A 20,534-nucleotide genomic window follows, 5' to 3' on the forward strand; every position below is an offset into this window, starting at 1 on the left:
CTGGCGGTCAAACAGCAGCCAGTCAATGCGGGCGCGCTTGACGACGTCGGAGCCATCAATCACGCGTTGCTTGCCGGTGCTCTGCGTGCCATCGGGGGTGGCCAAGGACAGGTCGCCTTGCGCGTCCACGTTGTAGCCGCCGACCCAGATTCCGACCCGGTCGATCACCGGCATGCTGTTCTCAACCGCCATCGCAGGTGCGGCGGCGGTGGCCAGTGTGAGCGCAGCCCACGATGAAGCGGTGCGCAGGTGGCGGGCGTTCAGCAAGCGGTGGGGCATGAAGAATCTCCTGAGGGTTGATCCTTCAAACTTTAGAAGCGGAGGTGTCGCCCAGCCGTAGGCACTGTCTCCTTGCCCTGTAGGACATCTGCGCGACATCACGTCGGCCAAAGCCGACAGGCACTGTTCTTGCCACCGCTGGGCCTCTGCCTCGTGTTAGAACGGCAAGCATGACGATTCGTTGGCCTCGGACCGCACCGCTGCAAGGCACTTTTCGCGGCATCACTTTTTTGGGATCGGTGATCCTGGCGATCTCTCGGGGGATGCCCAACCATTGGCGTTTCCGGTCGCAGGACATGGCCCGGGTGCTGGCCGATTGCAGTGCCCGTGCCTTGCTGATCGTGCTGGTGGTCAATGTGCTGGTGGGGGCCATCCTGGCCTTTGTGGGCGCCGTGCAGCTGGTCAAGTTTGGCGCAGGCATCTTCGTGGCCGATCTGGTGGCCATTGCCGTCTCGCGCGAGATGGCCGCCGTGATCACGGCCGTGGTGATGGCCGGGCGCACCGGGGCGGCCTTCGCAGCCGAGCTGGCCACCATGCAGGCCAATGAAGAGGTTGACGCCCTGGAGGTGTTGGGCCTGAACGCCATGGACCACCTGGTGGTGCCGCGTGTTTTGGCCTTGCTGCTCGTGATGCCCTTGCTGTATGTGTTTGGTTGCCTGGCCGGTTTGCTGGGGGGCTTCACGGTGGGGGCCAGCATGTTGAGCCTGGCGCCGGCCGCTTACTTTGACCGCAGCCTGGACGCCCTGAGCTTTCAGCACCTGGGGCTGGGCTTCGCCAAGGCCATCGCTTTTGGCATCCTGGTGGCGATCGCGGGCTGCTACCACGGCCTGCATGCCGATCGCAACGCGGCGGGCGTGGGCCAGGCCACCACGCGCGCCGTGGTCGCGGGCATCGTGGGCGTGATCGCGCTGGATGCCGTGTTCTCGGTCTGCGCCAACGCGCTGGGGATCTGACCATGGCCCTGCTCAGCGTTCAAGACCTGACCATGCGCTTTGGCGACAAACTGATTCAAGAGGACGTGTCTTTCGAGGTTGAGGCTGGCACCATCTTCGCCATCATGGGGGCCAGTGGTTGCGGCAAAAGCACCTTGCTCAAGCACCTGATCGGCCTGCTGGAGCCGGCCCACGGGCAGGTGCTGTACGACGGTGTGGACTACTGGAAAAGCAACGATGAAGAGCGCACCAAGCTGCGTTCTGGTTTTGGCGTGCTCTTTCAAAGTGCCGCCTTGTGGTCGTCCATGACGGTGCTGGAGAACGTGCTGATGCCCCTGGAGCAGCACACCGATCTGCCCGAAGCTGAACGCATCGAACGTGCCCGAGAAGCCCTGTCGTGGGTCGAGATGGCCGACTTCGCCGACTACAGCCCGGCCGACCTCAGTGGCGGCATGAAAAAACGCGCCGGCCTGGCCCGGGCCATTGCGGCGCAACCACGCTTGTTGTTCCTGGACGAGCCTTCCGCCGGCCTGGACCCGATCAGCTCCAAGCGCCTGGACGACCTCATCCTGGAGATCCGCGATCGAACCGGCGCGGCCGTGCTGATGGTCTCGCACGAGTTGCCCAGCCTGTTCGCCATCGCCGACGACAGCATCTTTCTGGACGCCGACAGCAAGAAGCCCATCGCCCATGGCAAGCCCAGCGAGCTGCTGAACACTGCCACCCACCCAACCGTGCACGCGTTCCTGCACCGGGAGAAGTTATGAAACGCAATGCCTTGCTCGTCGGCGGCTTCGTCGTCGCGGCCCTGATCCTGATCGTGGCGGGGCTTGTGACCCTGGGCGGTGCCGATCTGTTTGCCAAGCGGCAGAAGGCGATCGTTTATTTTCAAGGCAGTGTGCGGGGGCTGTACGTCGGGGCGCCGGTGAGCTTTCGGGGCGTGAAGATCGGCGAGGTGTTGAGCATCGGCATCGAGGTCGACCCCAAGTCCCTGGTCACGCGCATTCCCGTCGGGCTGACCCTGGGCAGCGACACCTTGAAAATGGGCGACGAAAAAAGTGGCAGCTTTCGCAACCTGCCTGAGCTGGTGCAGCGCGGCTTGCGCGCCAAGCTCATCATCCAGAGCGTGGTGACCGGCCAGACCAGCATCGACCTGGACTTCAAGCCCAACACCCCCTTGGTGTTGCTGGGCGGTGGCTCCAGCGCCCTGCCCGAGATCCCGGCCATGCGCGATAAGCTGGATGCGCTGCTGGACCAGGTGGCCGAGTTGCCCTTGGCCGACCTGGTCCAAGACGTGCGCAAGACCATCAACCAGCTGGACCAGACCTTGAAGGTCACCCAACAAGCGGTGGCCTTGTCGGGCAAGGAGATCGGTGCTGCGGCGGCGCAAGCCAAGCAGACCCTGGTGGTGGGGGCCAAGGCCTTGCAGGATGTGCAAGCCCAGGCGCAAGCCACATTGGCATCGGTGGCGCAGTTGTCGGAGTCCTCTCGCCAGGTGGTGCTGCAAACCCAGCCCGAGATTCAGCAAACTTTGCAGGCCGCCCGCGATGCGGCACAGGCTGCGCAGCAGGCCATGGGCAATTTTGCCGAACTCAGCGCCGTGGGATCGCCTTTACGGTCGGATGCCGAGCTGGCGGTGCGTGACTTGTCGCTGGCCGCGCGCAGCCTGCGCTCTTTTGCCGACCAGCTGGAGCGCCAGCCCAACACCATTTTGTTTGGGAAGAAAGCACCATGATCACTTTGCGCCGCCTTGTCGTCTCCCGCGGTGTGGCCCTGTTGGCGCTGGGCCTGCTGAGTGCTTGCAGCACGGCCCCCGTGCCGACCTTGTTGTCGCTGCCCTTGCCACCCCCGGCTCAGCCAGCCGTGCCCGCTGTGGCAGCACCGGCCGTTTTGGCGGCCTCCGCCCTCAGGTTCATCACCCTGCGCCGCGTCAACATCCCCGAATACCTGCTAACCAATGCCGTGCGCTACCGCAATGCCGACAGCACACTGGCCGAATGGCCGAACACCGCCTGGGCCGAGCGCCTGGAGGTGGGGCTGACCAACCAACTGGCCCTGCTTTTGCGGCAAGCTTTGCCGAGTTGGACCGTGTGTGACTCGCATTGCCCGTCCATGCCCACTGGGCAGGTGTTGATCGTCAACATGGCCCCGTTGGACTATGTGCGCAGCGCTGGGCAATTGCGCGCGGATGTGAGTTGGCGCATCACCGGCCCGGGCAGCACGCCTACCCCGGTTTTCTCTGGCAGCAGCGCCTCCAGCACGGGGGTCTCGCCAGACACCCCGGTGGGCCAAGCCGCGGCCATCAGTACCTTGTTGAACCAGGTGGCGCAAGACGTCGCCCGCGCGGTGCGCTGACATTTATTTCACGGCACGGCCCCGGCGGGCACCCTGTTTGCTAATAACACAACGTTACCCACTAAAAGGAGAAGTGCCATGAACCACATTCGACAGACATCCGTCCGCTTGGCGTTGACCGCTACCACCGCGTTGGCCTTGGCCGGTCTGGGCGCGTGCAGTGACATGTCCGCCCGTGACCGCAACACCGCCGTTGGCGCGGGTGTGGGCGCAGCCGCAGGTGCCGTGCTGACCGGCGGCAGCGCTGGTGGAACCATCGGTGGCGCAGCCGTCGGTGGCATCATCGGCAATCAAATCAAGAAATAAGGAGAGCCATCATGGGCTTGGGAACCATCCTTCTGATCGTTGTTGTGTTGATGCTCATTGGCGCTGTGCCCACCTGGGGTCACAGTCGAAGCTGGGGTTACGGCCCCAGTGGCGGCCTGGGTTTGATCCTGGTCGTGCTGATCGTGTTGATGTTGATGGGCCGACTTTGACCTTCGCTGCCTGACTTTTTTCCATCAACCCGAGGAAACAAACATGCCAACCACCGCCAAACAACCCGCTGTCAAAACCAAGGCCAAAACCACCCCCGATGCCGTGCAACTGCTCACTGCCGACCACAAGGAAGTCAGGAAGCTGTTCAAGGGCTACGAGAAGTTTGTCAAGGCTGAAGACGTGCTGAAAGAAGCGGTGGTGGAGCATGCCAGCGCCAAGGACCTGCACCAATTGGGCGATGTCACGGCCAGCCGCAAGGAAGAATTGATGTCGGAACTTGGTGCCGAAGCGGCCGCGTGATCCAATCGCGCATGCCTACCCCACACCGCCCCTTTCGTTCCACCCTGTTGGCCCTGGGCGTGGGGCTCGCTGCCCCCGCTTTCGCCCAGGCGCCCCTTGACCTGAAGGAGTGCCTGGGCTTGCCAGAAGCCAGTGCGCGCTTGGCCTGCTACGACAGGCTGGCCGGGCGCGAGGCCATGGTGACGCTGCCTGCCTCGCCCGTCGTGGTGCCGGGAACTGCAGCCGCTGTGCCTGTCAGCCAGGCGGCGACGCCGGCCACCCTACAACAGTCCGAGAGCAGCTTCATGTCTCGCTACTGGGAGTTGGACCAGGCCGACAAGCGCGGCACCTTCAACTACACCAGCTACCGCCCCAATTTTTTCATGCCTTTGCATGAGATGAAATCGGTTAACCGCCGACCCAGCACCCCGACCCGGGGCACCGCCAGCACCTTGCCCCGCTACCAGAATGGCGAGGCCAAGATCCAGGTGTCGATGCGCAGCAAGGTGTGGGAAAACGCCGTGTTGCCCGGCGCCGATCTGTGGGTGGCCTACACCCAGCAGTCGATGTGGCAACTGTGGAACCACGAGCAGTCTGCGCCGTTTCGCAGCACCGATTACCAGCCGGAGGTCATCTACGTGGTGCCCACTCCCGCGTCCTGGCAGAAGCTGCCGCTGGGCTGGTCCTGGCGCATGTCGCAGGCTGGCATCGTGCACCAGTCCAATGGCCAACCCGACCCCTTGTCGCGCAGCTGGAACCGCGTCTATGCACAGGTGGGCCTGGAGCGTCGTGACGTCATGTTCAACCTGCGGCTGGAGCAGCGCCTGAAGACCGACAGCGTCGTGGGCGACGACAACCCGGACGTCCAGGACTACCTGGGCCGAGCCGAGGCGCAGCTGATGTGGACTCCGGGGCGTTCGACCGCAGTGCTGGCCTGGCGGCCATCCTTGTCGGGCAAGGGTTCGGTGCAGCTGGACTGGTCCTATCCCGTGTTCAACGACCGGCCTGATGGCCTGCGTTGGTACGCGCAAGTTTTCCAGGGCTATGGCGAAACTTTGCTGGATTACAACTTCAAACAGACCAGCTTGAGTCTGGGGTTGACGATCTTCAAATTCTGAGCAGACGTGTTAGCGTTGGGCCTTAACCTCTTCAAGGGATCGATTGGATGAGCACTCCCCACAGCCTGAAGAAAAACTCCGGTCAAGGCGCGGCCCCCAAAACAGGGGATGCCGCCTCCTTGCACCTGGTGGCCCCCATCCACATGCGCACCTCCACAGCCAGTTGCTGGAAGTGCCATGCCCTGACCCAGGTGCACGCCGTGGTCGCGGCCGACGTGGTCGACCTGGGTGAATCAGGCGAGAGCCGCACTTATGTGTACGGCATCGCCAACCCACCCACCGAGCTGACCGATGCGCTCTTGCTGCTGGCGCCCAACCTGCGCGTGGATTTGCCCGGTGATGATGGGGTCAGCCGTTTGACCAACCATTGTCCGCATTGCGGCGCGCTGCAGTCGGATGTGTATTTGTTCTCCGAGCCGGGCGGGCCTTTCTTTGGCCGCCCGCCCGAGGGGCATCTGGGTGCGGTCATCCTGGAGCATGACGTTCAGGTCGATGACGCGTCTTATTCGACCTGATGCGGTAATCAGGCCGGAAAATTAACCGGCCAATGGTTTGGTTTCTGAGAGTCATTGAGGTGGTCTATGTCATTGTTTTTGTTGCATTTAAATGCAACAATGATCCGGAAAAATAACCGGCAAAACAATGTCAGCAGGATCCAGCATACTCACCGAGTACAGCCAACCCCACCAGTTTGAGCCGCTCATGCCTGGTCGGGGCCTGGATCGGCTCGCGGTTCTGGCGCGCCCGGTGATTGAGGCCGCGCACCGGCTTCAGGGTTCTGCCAACGAGTCCACGCGGCGCCAGTTGTGCGAGCTGGTGCGTACCATGAACTCGTACTACTCGAATCGCATCGAGGGGCAAAGCACCCACCCCATCCACATCGACAAGGCACTTCGCGCGAACTTCTCAGGCAACGCGGATGTGGCCAAGCGCCAGCGCATCGCGTTGGCGCACATTGAGGCCGAGCGCGCGATGGAGGGCGTGGGCGCCACCGAGGCCCAGCTGTTGGGCAGCCAGTACCTGGTGCTGGCCCACGCGAACCTGTACGGCCGACTCAGCGAAGACGACCGCCGCACCGACGAGGGCCGCTTGGTCGAGCCGGGCCGCTTGCGCACAGAAGATGTGGCTGTGGGCCGCCATCAGCCGCCAGCCTGGGTCTCGGTGCCGAGCTTTCTGGCGCGCGTCGACGAGGTTTATGCCACCCACTGGGGCTTGGACAAGCTGCTGGTGGCCATGGCTTGCCAGCACCACCGAATGGCTTGGGTGCACCCCTTTTTGGATGGCAATGGCCGCGCTGGGCGAGTGCAGTTGCATGCTGCAATGCGCAGCCTCACAGGCGGGCTGTGGTCCGTCAACCGGGGGCTCGCTCGGCGACGAGATGAATACTATTGGCGGCTTTCCGAGGCCGGTGCAGTCAGGCAAGGCGACCTGGATGGCCGGGGCAATCTCAGCGAAAGAACGCTGTTGAACTGGTGCGAGTTCTTCATCGACATCTGCAGCGATCAGGTTGCGTTCATGACCAGGATGTTGGACCTTGGGCGGCTGCAAGACAGGATCACGGCACTGATCACCATTCGAAGCCATGAAGGTGCTTCCGACTACAGGCCGCAGGCCATCCTTCCCCTGCTCCATGTTTTGGCGGCGGGGCCGGTGGCCCGAGGCGGGTTCATCCAGATGACCGGGCTGGCCGAGCGCACGGGGCGCAAAGTGCTTTCGCAATTGATTGCCGATGGCCTGTTGATCAGTGATGGACACCGGGCAGAAGTGCGGATCGGCTTTCCGCTGAATGCTTTGGATGTGCTGTTTCCCAACCTTTATCCCGAGGCGGCCACCGCGGTGACGGATGAGTGATGCGGCTGCCTAAAACCCCCTCAGGTCATCCACCGGCGTCTTCAGCGCACCACCGCTGATGCGCTGCACCGCCCGGCTGACCACGTCCACATCGTTGTCAAACGTGCCATGGGCCGCTTTGGCTTGGCGATCTGGCTTGGCCACGGTGATCTTGTCCTGCTCCACCACCACCAGGCGCTCGCCCGGCACCAGGCCCGCATTGGCCGCTGCCTGCCGCCAACTGCGCAAGGATTCGCCCGTGCTCGATGAGCCATCCCACCCCCGGTAGTCGGCGTTGAACACGTTGTCCATGCCAAGGATGGGTGTGCGCAGATCGGTTTCCAGCGCGCTGGAGACAAGGTACAGCAGCGACTTGCGGTAGATGGCCACCACGTTGTCATCACGCTCATTGCGGTCGGACAGCACCTGCAGGTGAAGCTTCTTCATCAGGTCCGCATGCGGTGCGTAGTGCTGGTTGGCGAACTGCACGCTGCAGGCCGGTGCCCACAGCTGGATCGACGAAATCTGATCGACCAGGCCGCGCTTGGCCACCAGGTCCAGCATGTGGCCCAGGATGATCGAGCCGGCCGAGTGGCCCACCAAGTGGATCTCCAGGTCGTCGCCCCAGGTGCTCACCAGCTTTTGCAAGGCGGTGATCAGCAGGTCGCCACCGCGCGTGGCGTTGAAAGCCAACTCGGCGTTCTCTTTCATCTCGCTCCACACCGGCTTGACCAGGGGGCGGCCGATGGATTTTTCGATCAACAGGTCGGTGCGGTCGGTGATCCACTCGCCCACACCAGCGGCCGCGGGCGGTTGCTTGCGCCAGGCCTCCTGGATGATGTTGCCGATGCTTTCCATCAGGCCGGTCTTCCAGGCCAGGAACAGCGGATAGCAGCCATTGCCGGTGAAGAAGCGGCCCATGGCGCGCGCGCGCTTGATGGCGTCGGCCTCGCTGTTGAGGCCGCCATGCGCGTAGATCACCAGGCGCTTGACCTTGCCGGGCTGGCTGCGGAACCATGTGTCGGGCAGCACCGAGGCCTGGTGCAGCAAGGTGCGACTGACTTCGTCTTCGGTCAGGTAGCGGCGCACGCGGCCATCGTTGCCCATCACGATGCTGTGCTGGTAGGCGCGGCGCTCGTCCCACCAGTTGGCGGGGTCGGCACCGGCGGTGCGGGTCTGGCTGGCGGCGGCCGTGGTCATGCCGCCCACCATCACGCCCGACACGCCCAAGGCCACCACCCAGGCGTCCATGCCGTTGGCCAACCAGTCGGCATACGTGAGCACGGCAAAGCCGCCGGCGCCCCAGCCAGGTCCCCAGGAGTTCTGCAGCACAAAGCCCTGCTCGTTGAAGCCGACCAGTGCATAGGCGTGGCCATCGACTTCAGACGGGTGGCCGTCATACGGGATCACGGGCAGGCCGACATGGCCGGTGGGGGCTTGCGCCTTGTTGGCGATCTGGTTCCAGCCCTCGTGCGTGGTGCTGGAGACGTAGATAGCGCCCACCTCGCGGATGGCGGCCTGCAGGTCGGTGATGGACTTGACCTCAATGCGGTAGTAAACACCCAGGGTGTTTTGCGCGGCGCGTTGGGCGTAGCCGTACTTGGGCTGGGCGGGATCGTGGTCGCGGTGGGGCCAGTCGGTGTCCAGGCAGACGCCGTTGTGGAACCAGCCTTTGATGGCGCCCCGGCAGCTGGAGCCTTCGTAGTTCTCGCCGTCGTACTCGTCGTAACGGCGCGCGAAGCTGTAGAGCATGGCGGCGCTGACGGACTCCAGCGCCTTGGGCATCTGCTGTTTGCGCCAGCGCAGGTAGTTGACCGTGCAGGCCAGGCCGAAGCCGGTGCAGGCGCCTTCCTGGCCTTGGTCGAGGATCAGGCCGGCCTTGGTGTAGGTGGACAGGAAGCGCTTGATGTCGGCGGAATCGGGGAACTCGCCGGGCAGGCTCACGGGGGGCGGCATGTAGAAGCGGTCGCGCAGGTCGGCCGGGTCTTTGGTGACGGTGAGTGGGCGCTTCTTGCTGACGTGGGGTGCGCTGCGCTTGCGGGCTGTGGCGCTGACGCCGACCTTGGGCTCAGGAATGGGCCACACCTGCTTGGTCAGGTCGAACACGTTCTTGAAGCGGTCCAGGCCGTGGGAGCCGCCGTTGACCATCTTGCGGGCAGCCAGGTATTGGCCTTCGGCCAGGGCGGCGCGCATGGGGTCGGCGCGGTGGGCCAGGAAGGTGGCCAGCAGCATGGCGGCCACTTCGGGGGCATTGGCCAGGTCGGCGTTGCTGGTCAGGTCAATGCCGAGCTCGGTGCCGTATTGGGTGTAGTTGGCGCGGCCGGTGAGCTGGATGAAGCCGCGTCCCTTGAACTTGGCGCCGTCGCCGGGCTGGGTGTTGCCCAGGGCCTTGCGCCCGTCGTAGGCGCTGAAGGGGGCCATGCCGGGCTTGGTGTTGAACTGCGAGGGGAACTCGGAGATGGGCAAGAAGCCTTCGCTTTCAGCGCGGATGGTGCCCAGGGCCGCGCAGATCATGCTGCGGTCGTTCAGGCCCATGGCCTGCAGGGCGGCGGCCACGTAGGGAAGGTAGCGCGCGATGTTGGAGGGCTTGGTGGCGGGGAACAGGCGCCGCACGGCCTCGTTGTCCAGGATGATGGCCAAGGGCGGCAGCGTGACCAGGCCCAGTATGGATTGGCAGCGCGGGCCGACCACGCCATCGGCAATCAGGCCAGTGCCGGATTGCCAGCGGCGCACGGCGGCTTCCAGGTCGGCGTCGAAGTCTTGGCCGGAGGCCAGCTTGCTGTAGTCGGCGCCGTCGGGGCCGAGCTCTTTGGCCAACTGTTGGCGCAGGCGCTTGACGTCTGCACCCTGGCTGCCCCTGATCAATAAACTGCCCATGATCCCGCCCTTGTGAAATGGAGTGCGCCATTTTTAGCAGGGAAGGTGTGGGTTGGCATCCCTAGGGCGGGGTTCAAACTAGGGGGGGCGTGGGTGCGCTTTGTTGGGTGCTTGTGGTAGGAGTGCGGGGCGAAAAAGGGCTGGGGCGGTCTCCGGCAGGGCGCCTGCTTGGTGCTGAGAAGCGCAGTGCCGAGGTGGGCACGCGCAGCGTGCTTCGTCATCTGACTGGCCGTGGTTGTTTGAACGAAGCGGATGAAATCCGCGCAGTGAGTTCCACGGCCCCACCTCGGCATGAGCATCGCAAGGCAGTCCCACTTGAAAAGTGGGACCACCAAGCTGAAGCCCTGCCGGAGACCGCCCCAGCCCGCGCCCCGCGCTGCCCGATAAAGCGTTCAACCCTCAGCGCACCAAGGCACTCAAAAGGAGTCGTCGAGGATGAGCATGGCCTCATCGCGCCAATAAGCGGCTGCAGCAAAGAAGCCCTCCCACACGCAGCCATTGCAGCCACGCCCACAGCAACTGGTGGGCTCAGGCGGAGGCTGCCGAAGCGCAACACCGCGCGCCTGCGCCTGCGCTTGCAGGGCCGCGAACATGCGCTGGGCCGAAGCCAGGTCGGTGAGCGGAAAGTCCATGAACGTCAACGTCAACTCAGGCGCGAACCCCAAGGCGCCACAGCGAAGTCAGCTCGGCCTGGCGGGCCACGTGCAAAGGGTCGTTGTCATCGGTGACCTTGGGGTGGCGGGGCTTCACATCCAGGCGGGCAATGACGGTCAGCCCAGCGCCATCAATGGCTGCCTGCAATTCGGCCCGCGAGCGCAGGCCCAGGTGCTCGGCCAAGTCCGACATGATCAGCCAACCTTCGCCGCCGGGTTCCAGGTGCTCGGCCAAGCCATTCAGGAAGCCCTTCAGCATGCGGCTGTCGGGGTCGTACACCGCGTGCTCAATGGGCGAGCTGGGGCGGGCTGGCACCCAGGGCGGGTTGCAGACGATCAAGGGCGCGCGGCCTTCGGGGAACAAATCGGCCTGCACGATGTCCACCTTGGCAGCCAAGCCCAGCTGGTCGATGTTTTCGCGTGCGCAGGCCAGGGCCCGTGGGTCTTGGTCGGTGCCGACCACGCGGCCCACGCCACGGCGGGCCAGCACGGCGGCGATCACGCCGGTGCCCGTGCCGATGTCGAAGGCCAGTGCTTTGCTGGCGGGCAGCGGGGCCTTGGCCAGCAGGTCGATGTACTCGCCCCGCACTGGCGAAAACACGCCGTAGTGCGGGTGGATGCGGGCCTTGAGGAAGGGGATCTCGACCCCCTTCTTGCGCCACTCGTGCGCACCGATCAGGCCCAGCAACTCGCGCAGAGAGACCACGCTGGCTTCGCTCCCAGGGCCATAGGCCTCCACGCAAGCTTGCTGTGCATCAGGCGCGCGCCGCAGCGGGATCGCGTGGTCGGCGTCCAGCGGGATCAGCACCATGCCCAGAACACGCGCACGCTGGGCCTGGGCTTGGCGGTGCAGGTTGAAGGCCTCGGCCGGTGTTGTTGAATTTTTGCGGGTTTTGCGATCGTTGCGCCGCACCAGGGCCTGCACCAGGTGCCGGGCGTTTTGGTAGTCGCCACGCCACAACAGGCCGGTGCCTTCGCAGGCCAGTCGGTAAGCGGTGTCGGCGCTCATGCGGTCATCGGCCAGCACCACGCGCTTGGGCGGGGGGGCGGCGCTTTCAGAGCGCCAGCGGGCGGATTGATCTTGTTCGGCCTCGGTCCAGTGGACCAAGGGGAAGGGCGCTTCAAGCGCTGATGGGGGAGGTGTGTTGGGGCTCATTGGGGCTTTCCCAATGAGTGTAAGCCAGCGGGCTAAGGTGCCGTCAGGCCTGCAGGTTGATCAGCGTGCCCATCATGTCCTGCTGGGTGCGCATGGTGTGCAGGTTGGCCTGAAAGGAGTAGGTGGACGAGATCTGCTTCACGATGTCGGCGGCCAGGTCGTGCCCGATGGTCTGGGTTTGCTCGATGGTGGTGGTCACGCCGCCGTTGGGCAACTCGCGTTGGTTGACGACCTCGCGTTTGAAATTCGACGTTTGCCCGTTGGCAATGTTGTGGGCCGAGCTCTCCAGTTGCTGGAGGGCTGCGGTCATGCCGGATCGGCCGATCGATGAGACTGCGTTCATGGAGAACCTCAAGATCAATGACACAAGCTGTCAATGAAATGTAGGTCTTATCCGCAGACCGCGCTGACCGATAAGTGGCCAGGGCGGGAATTGTTCATGGCGGGGGCGCTTTGCACACCACGGCCATCTGCGCCTTGCTGTTGGTGGGTGTGTTCAGGTTGCCGGTGATGCGGTCCCACAGGCGCACGGGGTAGAGCTGGTCGTTGGCCAAGCGCTGGTAGTTGTGCGATTGCCGCTTGATGTCATGGCCATGGGGGCACAGGCGCTGGGCCTCGGTTTCCAACTGCTCGATGCTGGTGCCTTCCAGCTCGTAGGCCGTCTCTGGTCCGCCCGTGGCCACGCGGGTCACCTGCACGGTGGCACAGCCCAGCAGGGCGGCCAGGGGCAGGGCGATGGTCAGGGCTTTCAGGCGCAGGTGGTTCATCTCAAGAGGGCGTAGATTCAGCGACGCGTTTGGCCAAGTGTGCCAGCGCGTCTTCCACTTGATCCACCAATATCAGGCACAGATCCCCCGGAGACAAACGGTGCAAAGCGGTGTCGATGGCCACGAATTCGCCGCGGATCTCGTCGATGTTGCGGGTGCGTTTGGCGTCTTTCAGGCCGTCGCGCAGCAGGGCCAGCACTTCGCCATCGACGCGGCCACGCTGGCAGGCGTCCTGGAACAGCAGCACGTCGTCAAAGGCGTCGCCCAGGATGGCGGTCTGTTCGCGGATGTCGTCGTCGCGGCGGTCGCCCGCACCACTGATGACCACCGAGCGGCGCTTGGCCGGGATGCCTTCCACGGCGGCCACCAGGGCGCGCATGGCGTCCGGGTTGTGGCCGTAGTCGGCGATCACGGTGGCGCCTTTGTAGTCCATCACGTTGAAGCGGCCGGGGGCGTTGTCGGCGTCGTTCACGAAGCTGGCCAGGCCGCTGCGCACAGCGTCCCAGTCCAGGCCCACGCCCCAGGCGGCGGCCACGGCGGCCAGCACGTTCTCAACTTGGAAGCCGATGGTGCCGTTGCGGGTGATGGGGATGTCGCGCAGCGGGATGCGCTCGCGCCAGGCACCTTGAGCAGCCACGACGGCTTTGTTGTCGCCTTCGCCATCTACGAACACGGTGCGCTTGTTCTGCGCGCGGTGCGTGGTCATCACAGGGTGGTGGTGGCTTTGCGCGAAAAAAATGATTTCGCCCAGGCACTTGCTGGCCATGGCCGACACATTGGGATCGACCGCGTTCAGCACGGCATAGCCTTTGGGCGACACGTTCTGCACGATCACACGCTTGAGCACGGCCAGGTCTTCCACCGTGGTGATGTAGTTCAAGCCCAGGTGGTCGCCCGAGCCGATGTTGGTGACCACGGCCACTTGGCAGCGGTCAAAGCCCAAGCCCTCGCGCAGCACGCCACCACGGGCGGTCTCGAACACAGCGGCATCCACATCCGGGTGCAGCAGCACGTTGCGGGCGCTCTTGGGGCCGCTGCAGTCGCCGCTGTCGATTTGGCGGCCTTCAACGTAGACGCCATCGGTGTTGGTCATGCCCACGCGCAGGCCGGTGGCGGCCAGCAGGTGCGCGATCAGGCGCGCAGTGGTGGTCTTGCCATTGGTGCCGGTGACGGCCACCACGGGGATGCGGCCATCGTCGCCGGGGCCGAAGATCTTGGCCACCATGGCCTCGCCCACTTGCCGGCCTTTGCCGAAGGAGGGCGTCAGGTGCATGCGCAGGCCGGGCGCGGCGTTGACCTCGACGATGCCGCCATGTTGCTCTTCCAGCGGCTTGAGCACGGTCTCGCAGACCACGTCAACACCGCAAATGTGCAGCCCTACCATTTGTGCGGCGGCCACGGCGCGCGCGGCCACTTCGGGGTGCACGTCATCGGTCACGTCGGTGGCGGTGCCGCCAGTGCTCAGGTTGGCGTTGTTGCGCAGGATGACGCGGCGGCCCTTGTCGGGCACCGAATCGGGTTTGAGGCCTTGCACATTCAGGCGCGCCACAGCGATGTCATCAAAACGGATCTTGGTGAGCGAGGTGGCGTGGCCTTCGCCGCGCTTGGGGTCCAGGTTGACGATGTCGACCAGTTGGCGCACGGTGTGCACGCCATCGCCAATCACTTGCGGCGGGTCGCGGCGGGCGGCGGCCACCAGGCGGTCACCCACGACCAGCAGGCGGAAATCGTCGCCAGGCAGGTATTTCTCGACCATGACCTCGCCGTACTCAAAGGCGGCCTTGTAGGCGATGTCCAGGTGCTCGCGGCTGACGAGGTTGACCGTCACGCCCTTACCCTGGTTGCCGTCTTGGGGCTTGACGACGACGGGCAGGCCGATCTCCAGCGCCACGGCCCAGGCTTCGTCCAACGATTGCACCGGGCGGCCCATGGGCACGGGCACGCCAGCGGCGTGCAGCAGTTTCTTGCTCAGGTCTTTGTCCTGCGCGATGGCCTCGGCCACGGCGCTGGTCGAGTCGACCTCGGCGGCCTGGATGCGGCGCTGGCGTGAGCCCCAGCCGAACTGCACCAGGCTGCCTTGTGTCAGGCGGCGCCAGGGGATGCCACGCGCGATGGCGGCGTCCACGATGGCGGCGGTGCTGGGGCCCATCCGCTCGCTCTCGTCCAACTCGCGCAGTTGCGTGATGGCGGCGTCCACGTCGAAATCGCTGCTGTTCAGGGCGGCGTTGACCAGGGCCTGCGCCAGCTCGAAGGCCAGTCGGCCCACGGCTTCTTCTGAATACTCGACCACGGCCTGGTACACGCCCGGCTCCACCGTCACGGCGGTGCAGCTGAAGGTGACCGGGCAGCCGGCCTGAGCCTGCAGCGCCAGCGCGGCGATCTCCAGCACATGCGCCAGTGAGACCTTGGTGTTGGCCCCCCGGTGCTGCAAAGCGCCAATCGTCGGGAACAGCGCACGCACGCGGGCCTCGAAGCCCGGCAGGTTGACGATCGAGCGTTCGGCCTCGGTGCAGGCCACGATGGCCTCCACGGCGGTGTGTCGGCTCCAGAGGTTGGGGCCCCTCAGTGCCCGGATGCGGGAAACGTCCATCAGCGTGTCTCTCTTCTTGTACTTTGCGTCTTCAGCGGGCGTAGGCAAAACCCAGCGTGGGCCGGGCCGGCGACAGGTCGGCGTCGAAGGTCTCGATGCCCGCGGTGATCAGATCAGGCTTGATGTCCAGCGCCCAGGCGGCGGCCACGGCGGCCAGCAAGGTGTCGGCCGACACTGGCGTGCCGCGACCTTGCCGCAAGGTCAGGCTGCTCAGTTCGCTCAGGGTGTTTTCAAAAGCGCCGTTGGCCAGCACGACGATGCCCTGGCGCATGAAAACGGCGCGGCCACCTTGGGCGCGGTGCGCCACGATGGTGGCCAGTTGCGGGTTCTCGGCATAGAGCAGGGCCTGGCCGTCGCACAGCGAGGCCATGGCCGCGATGCGCTCGTCGTTCGCGTTGAGCACGGCCGCGCCTTCGGGCAGGACCACGTCTACCTGCGTGCGCATCACCTTGACCAGTTGGTCAGACTCGCTGATGTCGAATTCGGCCAGATCGGCCGCGCCTTCCAGGTCGGTGACCACGCCCACCTGGCAGCGGTCGTAGGGCAGGCCGTCGCGCAGGATGGCGCGGGCGCCGGACTCGAACACGGCGGCTTCCACCGCGCGGTTCATCAGCAGGCGGTGGCCGGCTTCCCAGTGGGCGGCATCCTGGCGATCGACGAGGCGGCGGTCCAGGTACAGGCCGTCTCGGCAGGCCAGGCCCACGTATTTGCCGCTCAGGTGGATCAGCCAGGTGACCAGGCGCGCCAAGGTGCTGGTGCCCTGCGAGCCGGTGATCCCCACGATGGCGATGCGGCCGTCGTCGTCTTCCGGGAAGAGGTGATCGACGATGGCGCGGCCGACTGGGCGGGGCGAGCCTTCGGCCGGCTTCAGGTGCATCAGCAGGCCGGGGCCGGCGTTCACTTCAACGATGGCGCCGCCTTGCGCTTTCAAGGGGCGGGAAATGTCTTGTGCGACCACATCAACACCCGCAATGTCCAGGCCCACGACGCGCGCCGCCAGCGTGACCGCGTGCGCCACGTCGGGGTGCACTTCATCGGTGCAATCCAGGGCGACGTTGCCATTGCGCTGGATCAGCACCTGGCGGCCCGGATCGGGGATGGCGTCGATGCTCAGGCTTTGGCGCCGCAGGTCGAGCAGCACGGCCGCGTCTTCCAGAGGCTTGATGATGTTGAGCGGGAAATCCTCGTTCAGGCCCCGGCGCGGGTCGGTGTTCAACTGCGCATCGATCAACTGCATGATGGTGGAGCGGCCATCGCCGGTCACCCAGGCGGCTTCGCCCCGGGCGGCGGCGACCACTTTGCCGCCCACCACCAGCAGGCGGTGTTCGTGGCCACGGATGAATTTCTCGACCAGGACCTCGCTGCCGTGCCGGTCGGCCACCTTGAAGGCGGCTTCGACTTCGGCCTGGGTTCTCAGGTCCAGGGCCACGCCCCGGCCGTGGTTGCCGTCGCTGGGCTTGACCACCACGGGCAGGCCGATGTCTTGCGCGGCTTCCCAGGCGGCGGCGGGGCTGTCGACCACTTCGCCCTCGGGCACGGGCACGCCGCAGGCCTTGAGCAGGCCCTTGGTCAGGTCCTTGTCGCTGGCAATGCCTTCGGCGATGGCGCTGGTGAGGTCGGTCTCGGCCGTCCAGATGCGGCGCTGGCGGGCGCCATGGCCCAGCTGCACCAGGTTGCCGTCATTCAGGCGGATGTGCGGAATGCACCGGTCGGTGGCGGCGGACACGATGCAGGCCGTGCTCGGGCCGAGGTAGCGCTCGTCCACCTGGTCGCGCACCTTGGCCACGGCGGCAGGCACGTCAAAAGGCTGTTCATTGATGGCCGCCATCAGCAGGCGGGGGCCTTCGGCCAGGGCAGCTCTGGCCACGTGTTCGTCGCGGGCGCGGAACACCATGCGGTAGACGCCGGTGGTCGAGGTGCTGCGGGTTTGCCCAAAGCCGGTCGGCATGCCGGCCAGGTTGAGCAGCTCGATCACGACGTGTTCCAGCACGTGCCCGGCCCAGGTGCCTTCTTTCAGGCGCTCCAGGAAACCGCCGCGCTCGCCCACGCCGCAATGGTGTTCGATCAGGGCTGGCAACTGCGCCACCAGCCTGTCGTTGAACCCGGGCAGCAGGTTGGAGGGGTAATCTTCCAGCAGACCCAAATCCAGCCAGACCTCCAGCACGGGGCGGTAGGTCCAGACATTGGGGCCGCGCAAATAATTGATGCGCAGCAGTTTGATGTCGTCCATTCTTGTCATGTTCTTGTGCGTTCTGGCGACCGTTCAGGCGGTGCGCGACTCAGGATTGTGCTTGAGGACACAGGGGCTGCTCACAGTCACCCTTGCCGCAAGTGGTGCCGATTCGGCGAGAATCCGCGATTGCGCTACGAAATCAAAATGCAACATCATCATCCTGTTGACGCTCGCGGGGCCCTGACCGAACACGCTCAGGCAGGCCTGCAGGCCCAGCTCACAAAAGAAGAGAACGTTTTAGCCACGCTGATGGTTGACCTGGACCCGCGCTTGCGGTTTTCCCAGGGTGTTTTGGTGCTGACCGACCGCCGCTTGCTTTCCCGCGACGCCCCGGAGGGCGCCTGGCAGTCCTGGCCCCTGGCCGAGGGGCTGGCTTTGCGTCAAGTTGACCACGCCGGGGTGGGCACCCTCGAGTTGCACAATGTGCAAAAACGGCTGGCCCACTGGCACTTCACCATGGCCCTGGGGCCAGCCGCCCAAGGTTTTCAGAGATTTTTTGACCGCCAGCAGGCGCTGCTGAAAGCCGGGGCCCCGCCCGCCCAGGACGACGATGGCCTGCCGCTGTGCCCCAGTTGCCACGCCCCGCTGCCGCCCGACAGCGAGGATTGTCCTGCCTGCGCCCGCAGCCTGGATGAGCCGCCCTCGACCTGGGTGCTGCTGCGCCTGTGGCGCTTCGCCAAGCCTTATCAGGGCAAGCTGGCGCTCGGTTTCGGCCTGACCCTGGCCTCGACCGCCGCCACGCTGGTGCCGCCCTACCTCAGCATCCCGCTGATGGACAAGGTGCTGATCCCCTTCCAGAGCGGCCAGACCATCGACACCTGGTATGTGGCGGCCTTGCTGGGCGGTTTGCTGATTTCGGCCCTGCTGGCCTGGAGCCTGGGCTGGGCACGCACCTATGTGCTGGCGCTGGTGTCCGAGCGCATCAGCGCCGACCTGCGCACCAGCACCTTTGAGCACCTGCTGAACCTGTCGCTGGAGTACTTTGGCACCAAGCGCACCGGCGATCTGATGTCGCGCATTGGCAGTGAAACCGACCGCATCAGTGTCTTCCTGTCGCTGCACGCGCTCGATTTCGCCACCGATGTGCTGATGATCACCATGACGGCGATCATCCTGTTCTCGATCAACCCCTGGCTGGCCTTGGTCACCCTGCTGCCGCTGCCCTTCATCGCCTGGCTGATCCACCTGGTGCGCGACCGACTGCGCACCGGTTTCGAGAAGATCGACCGCGTCTGGGGCGAGGTCACCAATGTGCTGGCCGACACCATCCCCGGCATCCGCGTGGTCAAGGCCTTTGCGCAAGAGCAGCGCGAGGCCAAGCGCTTCAAGGACGCCAACTGGCACAACCTGGCCATCAACGACAAGCTCAACAAGACTTGGTCGCTGTTCTCGCCCACCGTCTCGCTGATGACCGAGATCGGGCTGCTGGTGGTGTGGGCGTTTGGCATCTGGCTGGTGGCGCACCAGCAAATCACGGTGGGCGTGCTCACCGCCTTCATCGCCTACATCGGGCGCTTTTATGGCCGGCTGGATTCAATGAGCCGCATCGTCTCGGTCACACAAAAGGCCGCGTCTGGCGCCAAGCGCATTTTTGACATCCTGGACCATGTGTCGAACGTGCCCGAGCCCACGCAACCGGTGGCCTTGCCCACCGTGAAGGGCCGCTTGCAGATGGAAGGCATTGGCTTTCGCTACGGCAGCCGCGCCGTGATCCGCGACCTGAGCCTGGACATCCAGCCGGGCGAGATGATCGGCCTGGTGGGCCACAGCGGCTCGGGCAAGAGCACCTTGGTCAACTTGATTTGCCGCTTCTACGACGTGAGCGAAGGCGCCATCCGCATCGATGGCATCGACATCCGCCGCGTGGGTGTGGCCGATTTCCGGCGCCACATCGGGCTGGTGCTGCAAGAGCCCTTTTTGTTCTTTGGCACCATCGCCGAGAACATCGCCTACGGCAAGCCCGAGGCCACGCGCGCCGAGATCGTGGCGGCTGCCCGCGCGGCGCATGCGCACGAATTCATCCTGCGCTTGCCGCAAGGCTATGACTCGCTGGTGGGCGAGCGCGGCCAGGGCCTGTCGGGCGGCGAGCGCCAGCGCATCTCGATCGCGCGGGCCTTGTTGATCGATCCGCGCATCCTGATCCTGGACGAGGCCACCTCGTCGGTGGACACCGAGACCGAGAAAGAGATCCAGAAAGCGCTGGACAACCTGGTGCAAGGCCGCACCACCATTGCCATTGCCCACCGCTTGTCCACGCTGCGCAAGGCCGACCGCCTGGTGGTGATGGACCGAGGCCGCGTGGTCGAGGTCGGCCCGCACGACGAGCTGATGGCCAAGCAGGGCGCCTACTGGCGTTTGTACGATGCCCAGGCGCGCAAGGAACAACAGGCCCAGGTTGGCAACACGGAGTTTCTGGCATGAGCAGCAGCGATGCAATGATGACGTTCACGCTGGCCCGCGATGCTTTCGGCCGGCTGGTCCTGACGGATGCGCAGGGCGTGCACCATGAGGGCGTGACGCCGGTGCGGGCCTTCCCGATTGCCGCGCCCGACGATGGCGTCTCGCTGGTCGACACGCACGGCCGTGAGCTGGCCTGGATCACGCGCTTGAGTGCGCTGCCCGAGGCGCCGCGCCAACTGCTGCAAGACGAGCTGGCCCTTCGCGAATTCACGCCGGTGATCGAGCGCCTGGAAGCCGTGTCCACCTTCGGCACGCCCAGCACCTGGGCGGTGTCCACCGACCGTGGCCCCGCCTTTTTTGTGCTCAAGACTGAGGACGACATCCGCCGACTGGCGGGCGGCGCCTTGTTGATCACCAGCAGCCACGGCGTGCAGTTCGCGGTGCGCGACCGGCTGGCGCTGGACGTGGCATCAAGGCGCCTGCTGGAGCGGTTTCTGTGAGCTGAACGGCTCTCTTTACATTCCAGGTCAGGGAGCGTTAAGCTGCGCGAAATGCTGCGCCGCAGCAATGTCGGTTCAAAACCAGGGA

At 65.1% G+C, this 20,534-nt stretch carries 19 protein-coding genes and 1 pseudogene; 12 read left to right on the forward strand and 8 right to left on the reverse strand.

Features of this window, described 5'->3' with window-relative positions; all coding sequences use genetic code 11:
- A pseudogene (locus H7225_RS00385) lies at positions 1-279 on the reverse strand (hypothetical protein); the annotation flags it as partial.
- Positions 280-449: 170 nt separating this feature from the next.
- Here H7225_RS00385 and H7225_RS00390 point away from each other — a divergent pair.
- From H7225_RS00390 to H7225_RS00435, 10 genes are all read left to right on the forward strand, one after another.
- Complete coding sequence (locus H7225_RS00390; protein ID WP_290658488.1) at positions 450-1,232, forward strand: ABC transporter permease; 783 nt, start codon at positions 450-452, stop codon at positions 1,230-1,232.
- Between the two features lie 2 nt (positions 1,233-1,234).
- Positions 1,235-1,978 (forward strand): ATP-binding cassette domain-containing protein, encoded by a 744-nt coding sequence (locus H7225_RS00395; protein WP_290658490.1) that lies wholly within the window; start codon positions 1,235-1,237, stop codon positions 1,976-1,978.
- On the forward strand, positions 1,975-2,946 hold the full coding sequence (locus H7225_RS00400; RefSeq protein WP_290658492.1) for an MlaD family protein: 972 nt from the start codon (positions 1,975-1,977) through the stop codon (positions 2,944-2,946). The genes H7225_RS00395 and H7225_RS00400 overlap by 4 nt, the downstream gene beginning before the upstream one ends.
- Positions 2,943-3,566 carry an ABC-type transport auxiliary lipoprotein family protein gene (locus H7225_RS00405; protein WP_290658494.1) on the forward strand — a complete coding sequence of 208 codons (624 nt, stop codon included), beginning with the start codon at positions 2,943-2,945 and terminating at the stop codon, positions 3,564-3,566. Before H7225_RS00400 ends, H7225_RS00405 begins: the two co-directional genes overlap by 4 nt.
- 78 nt (positions 3,567-3,644) lie before the next feature.
- A complete protein-coding gene (locus H7225_RS00410) occupies positions 3,645-3,872 on the forward strand; it encodes a glycine zipper 2TM domain-containing protein (RefSeq protein ID WP_290658495.1) in 228 nt (75 codons plus the stop codon).
- An 11-nt stretch (positions 3,873-3,883) separates the two neighbouring features.
- Positions 3,884-4,042, forward strand: a complete 159-nt coding sequence (locus H7225_RS00415) for a DUF3309 domain-containing protein (RefSeq protein WP_290658497.1) — start codon at positions 3,884-3,886, stop codon at positions 4,040-4,042.
- Positions 4,043-4,085: 43 nt separating this feature from the next.
- Positions 4,086-4,343, forward strand: coding sequence for a hypothetical protein (locus tag H7225_RS00420; RefSeq protein WP_290658499.1), 258 nt, complete (start codon positions 4,086-4,088; stop codon positions 4,341-4,343).
- 11 nt (positions 4,344-4,354) lie between these two features.
- Entirely contained in the window at positions 4,355-5,440 is a 1,086-nt protein-coding gene (locus H7225_RS00425) for a phospholipase A (RefSeq protein WP_290658501.1), read from the forward strand.
- A gap of 47 nt (positions 5,441-5,487) precedes the next feature.
- The gene (locus H7225_RS00430; protein WP_290658503.1) at positions 5,488-5,955 is read left to right on the forward strand and encodes a hypothetical protein; all 468 of its coding nucleotides are present in this window, start codon (positions 5,488-5,490) and stop codon (positions 5,953-5,955) included.
- Between the two features lie 187 nt (positions 5,956-6,142).
- Entirely contained in the window at positions 6,143-7,291 is a 1,149-nt protein-coding gene (locus H7225_RS00435) for a Fic family protein (protein WP_290658505.1), read from the forward strand.
- 9 nt (positions 7,292-7,300) lie between these two features.
- Here the strand turns inward: H7225_RS00435 and H7225_RS00440 are convergent, their stop codons facing one another.
- The 7 genes from H7225_RS00440 to cphA (H7225_RS00470) all read right to left on the reverse strand — a co-directional run bounded on the left by H7225_RS00440 (position 7,301) and on the right by cphA (H7225_RS00470) (position 17,552).
- A complete protein-coding gene (locus H7225_RS00440; RefSeq protein WP_290658507.1) occupies positions 7,301-10,147 on the reverse strand; it encodes a peptidoglycan-binding protein in 2,847 nt (948 codons plus the stop codon).
- Positions 10,148-10,563: 416 nt separating this feature from the next.
- Complete coding sequence (locus H7225_RS00445) at positions 10,564-10,779, reverse strand: oxidoreductase-like domain-containing protein (protein WP_290658509.1); 216 nt, start codon at positions 10,777-10,779, stop codon at positions 10,564-10,566.
- Between the two features lie 16 nt (positions 10,780-10,795).
- Entirely contained in the window at positions 10,796-11,956 is a 1,161-nt protein-coding gene (locus H7225_RS00450; RefSeq protein ID WP_290658511.1) for a class I SAM-dependent methyltransferase, read from the reverse strand.
- 43 nt (positions 11,957-11,999) lie between these two features.
- Positions 12,000-12,299 carry a flagellar basal body rod protein gene (locus H7225_RS00455; RefSeq protein WP_290658513.1) on the reverse strand — a complete coding sequence of 100 codons (300 nt, stop codon included), beginning with the start codon at positions 12,297-12,299 and terminating at the stop codon, positions 12,000-12,002.
- A 94-nt stretch (positions 12,300-12,393) separates the two neighbouring features.
- Positions 12,394-12,723: a hypothetical protein gene (locus tag H7225_RS00460; protein ID WP_290658514.1), complete on the reverse strand. Its 330-nt coding sequence runs from the start codon at positions 12,721-12,723 to the stop codon at positions 12,394-12,396.
- 1 nt (position 12,724) lies between these two features.
- Positions 12,725-15,313 (reverse strand): cyanophycin synthetase, encoded by a 2,589-nt coding sequence (gene cphA, locus H7225_RS00465; protein WP_290658516.1) that lies wholly within the window; start codon positions 15,311-15,313, stop codon positions 12,725-12,727.
- Between the two features lie 31 nt (positions 15,314-15,344).
- Positions 15,345-17,552: a cyanophycin synthetase gene (cphA, locus tag H7225_RS00470; protein ID WP_290658518.1), complete on the reverse strand. Its 2,208-nt coding sequence runs from the start codon at positions 17,550-17,552 to the stop codon at positions 15,345-15,347.
- A gap of 138 nt (positions 17,553-17,690) precedes the next feature.
- Between cphA (H7225_RS00470) and H7225_RS00475 the strand changes: the two genes are divergently transcribed.
- Both H7225_RS00475 and H7225_RS00480 read left to right on the forward strand, forming a co-directional pair.
- The gene (locus tag H7225_RS00475; protein ID WP_290658520.1) at positions 17,691-19,967 is read left to right on the forward strand and encodes an ABC transporter ATP-binding protein; all 2,277 of its coding nucleotides are present in this window, start codon (positions 17,691-17,693) and stop codon (positions 19,965-19,967) included.
- Positions 19,964-20,446: a DUF1854 domain-containing protein gene (locus H7225_RS00480; RefSeq protein WP_290658522.1), complete on the forward strand. Its 483-nt coding sequence runs from the start codon at positions 19,964-19,966 to the stop codon at positions 20,444-20,446. Before H7225_RS00475 ends, H7225_RS00480 begins: the two co-directional genes overlap by 4 nt.
- Positions 20,447-20,534: the final 88 nt, after the last annotated feature.

The organism is Aquabacterium sp. (assembly GCF_014378415.1).
Classification (GTDB): Bacteria; Pseudomonadota; Gammaproteobacteria; order Burkholderiales; family Burkholderiaceae_C; genus Aquabacterium.

Excerpts from the sequence above, each read along its gene's own strand:
- H7225_RS00460 (WP_290658514.1), bottom strand. The coding sequence starts at position 12,723 with ATGAACCACCTGCGCCTGAAAGCCCTGACCATCGCCCTGCCCCTGGCC.
- H7225_RS00445 (WP_290658509.1), bottom strand. The coding sequence starts at position 10,779 with ATGGACTTTCCGCTCACCGACCTGGCTTCGGCCCAGCGCATGTTCGCG.
- H7225_RS00410 (WP_290658495.1), top strand. The coding sequence starts at position 3,645 with ATGAACCACATTCGACAGACATCCGTCCGCTTGGCGTTGACCGCTACC.
- H7225_RS00420 (WP_290658499.1), top strand. The coding sequence starts at position 4,086 with ATGCCAACCACCGCCAAACAACCCGCTGTCAAAACCAAGGCCAAAACC.
- H7225_RS00395 (WP_290658490.1), top strand. The coding sequence starts at position 1,235 with ATGGCCCTGCTCAGCGTTCAAGACCTGACCATGCGCTTTGGCGACAAA.
- H7225_RS00430 (WP_290658503.1), top strand. The coding sequence starts at position 5,488 with ATGAGCACTCCCCACAGCCTGAAGAAAAACTCCGGTCAAGGCGCGGCC.
- H7225_RS00415 (WP_290658497.1), top strand. The coding sequence starts at position 3,884 with ATGGGCTTGGGAACCATCCTTCTGATCGTTGTTGTGTTGATGCTCATT.
- cphA (WP_290658516.1), bottom strand. The coding sequence starts at position 15,313 with ATGGACGTTTCCCGCATCCGGGCACTGAGGGGCCCCAACCTCTGGAGC.
- H7225_RS00450 (WP_290658511.1), bottom strand. The coding sequence starts at position 11,956 with ATGAGCCCCAACACACCTCCCCCATCAGCGCTTGAAGCGCCCTTCCCC.
- H7225_RS00425 (WP_290658501.1), top strand. The coding sequence starts at position 4,355 with ATGCCTACCCCACACCGCCCCTTTCGTTCCACCCTGTTGGCCCTGGGC.
- H7225_RS00480 (WP_290658522.1), top strand. The coding sequence starts at position 19,964 with ATGAGCAGCAGCGATGCAATGATGACGTTCACGCTGGCCCGCGATGCT.
- H7225_RS00435 (WP_290658505.1), top strand. The coding sequence starts at position 6,143 with ATGCCTGGTCGGGGCCTGGATCGGCTCGCGGTTCTGGCGCGCCCGGTG.
- H7225_RS00390 (WP_290658488.1), top strand. The coding sequence starts at position 450 with ATGACGATTCGTTGGCCTCGGACCGCACCGCTGCAAGGCACTTTTCGC.
- H7225_RS00475 (WP_290658520.1), top strand. The coding sequence starts at position 17,691 with ATGCAACATCATCATCCTGTTGACGCTCGCGGGGCCCTGACCGAACAC.
- H7225_RS00400 (WP_290658492.1), top strand. The coding sequence starts at position 1,975 with ATGAAACGCAATGCCTTGCTCGTCGGCGGCTTCGTCGTCGCGGCCCTG.
- H7225_RS00440 (WP_290658507.1), bottom strand. The coding sequence starts at position 10,147 with ATGGGCAGTTTATTGATCAGGGGCAGCCAGGGTGCAGACGTCAAGCGC.
- H7225_RS00405 (WP_290658494.1), top strand. The coding sequence starts at position 2,943 with ATGATCACTTTGCGCCGCCTTGTCGTCTCCCGCGGTGTGGCCCTGTTG.
- cphA (WP_290658518.1), bottom strand. The coding sequence starts at position 17,552 with ATGACAAGAATGGACGACATCAAACTGCTGCGCATCAATTATTTGCGC.
- H7225_RS00455 (WP_290658513.1), bottom strand. The coding sequence starts at position 12,299 with ATGAACGCAGTCTCATCGATCGGCCGATCCGGCATGACCGCAGCCCTC.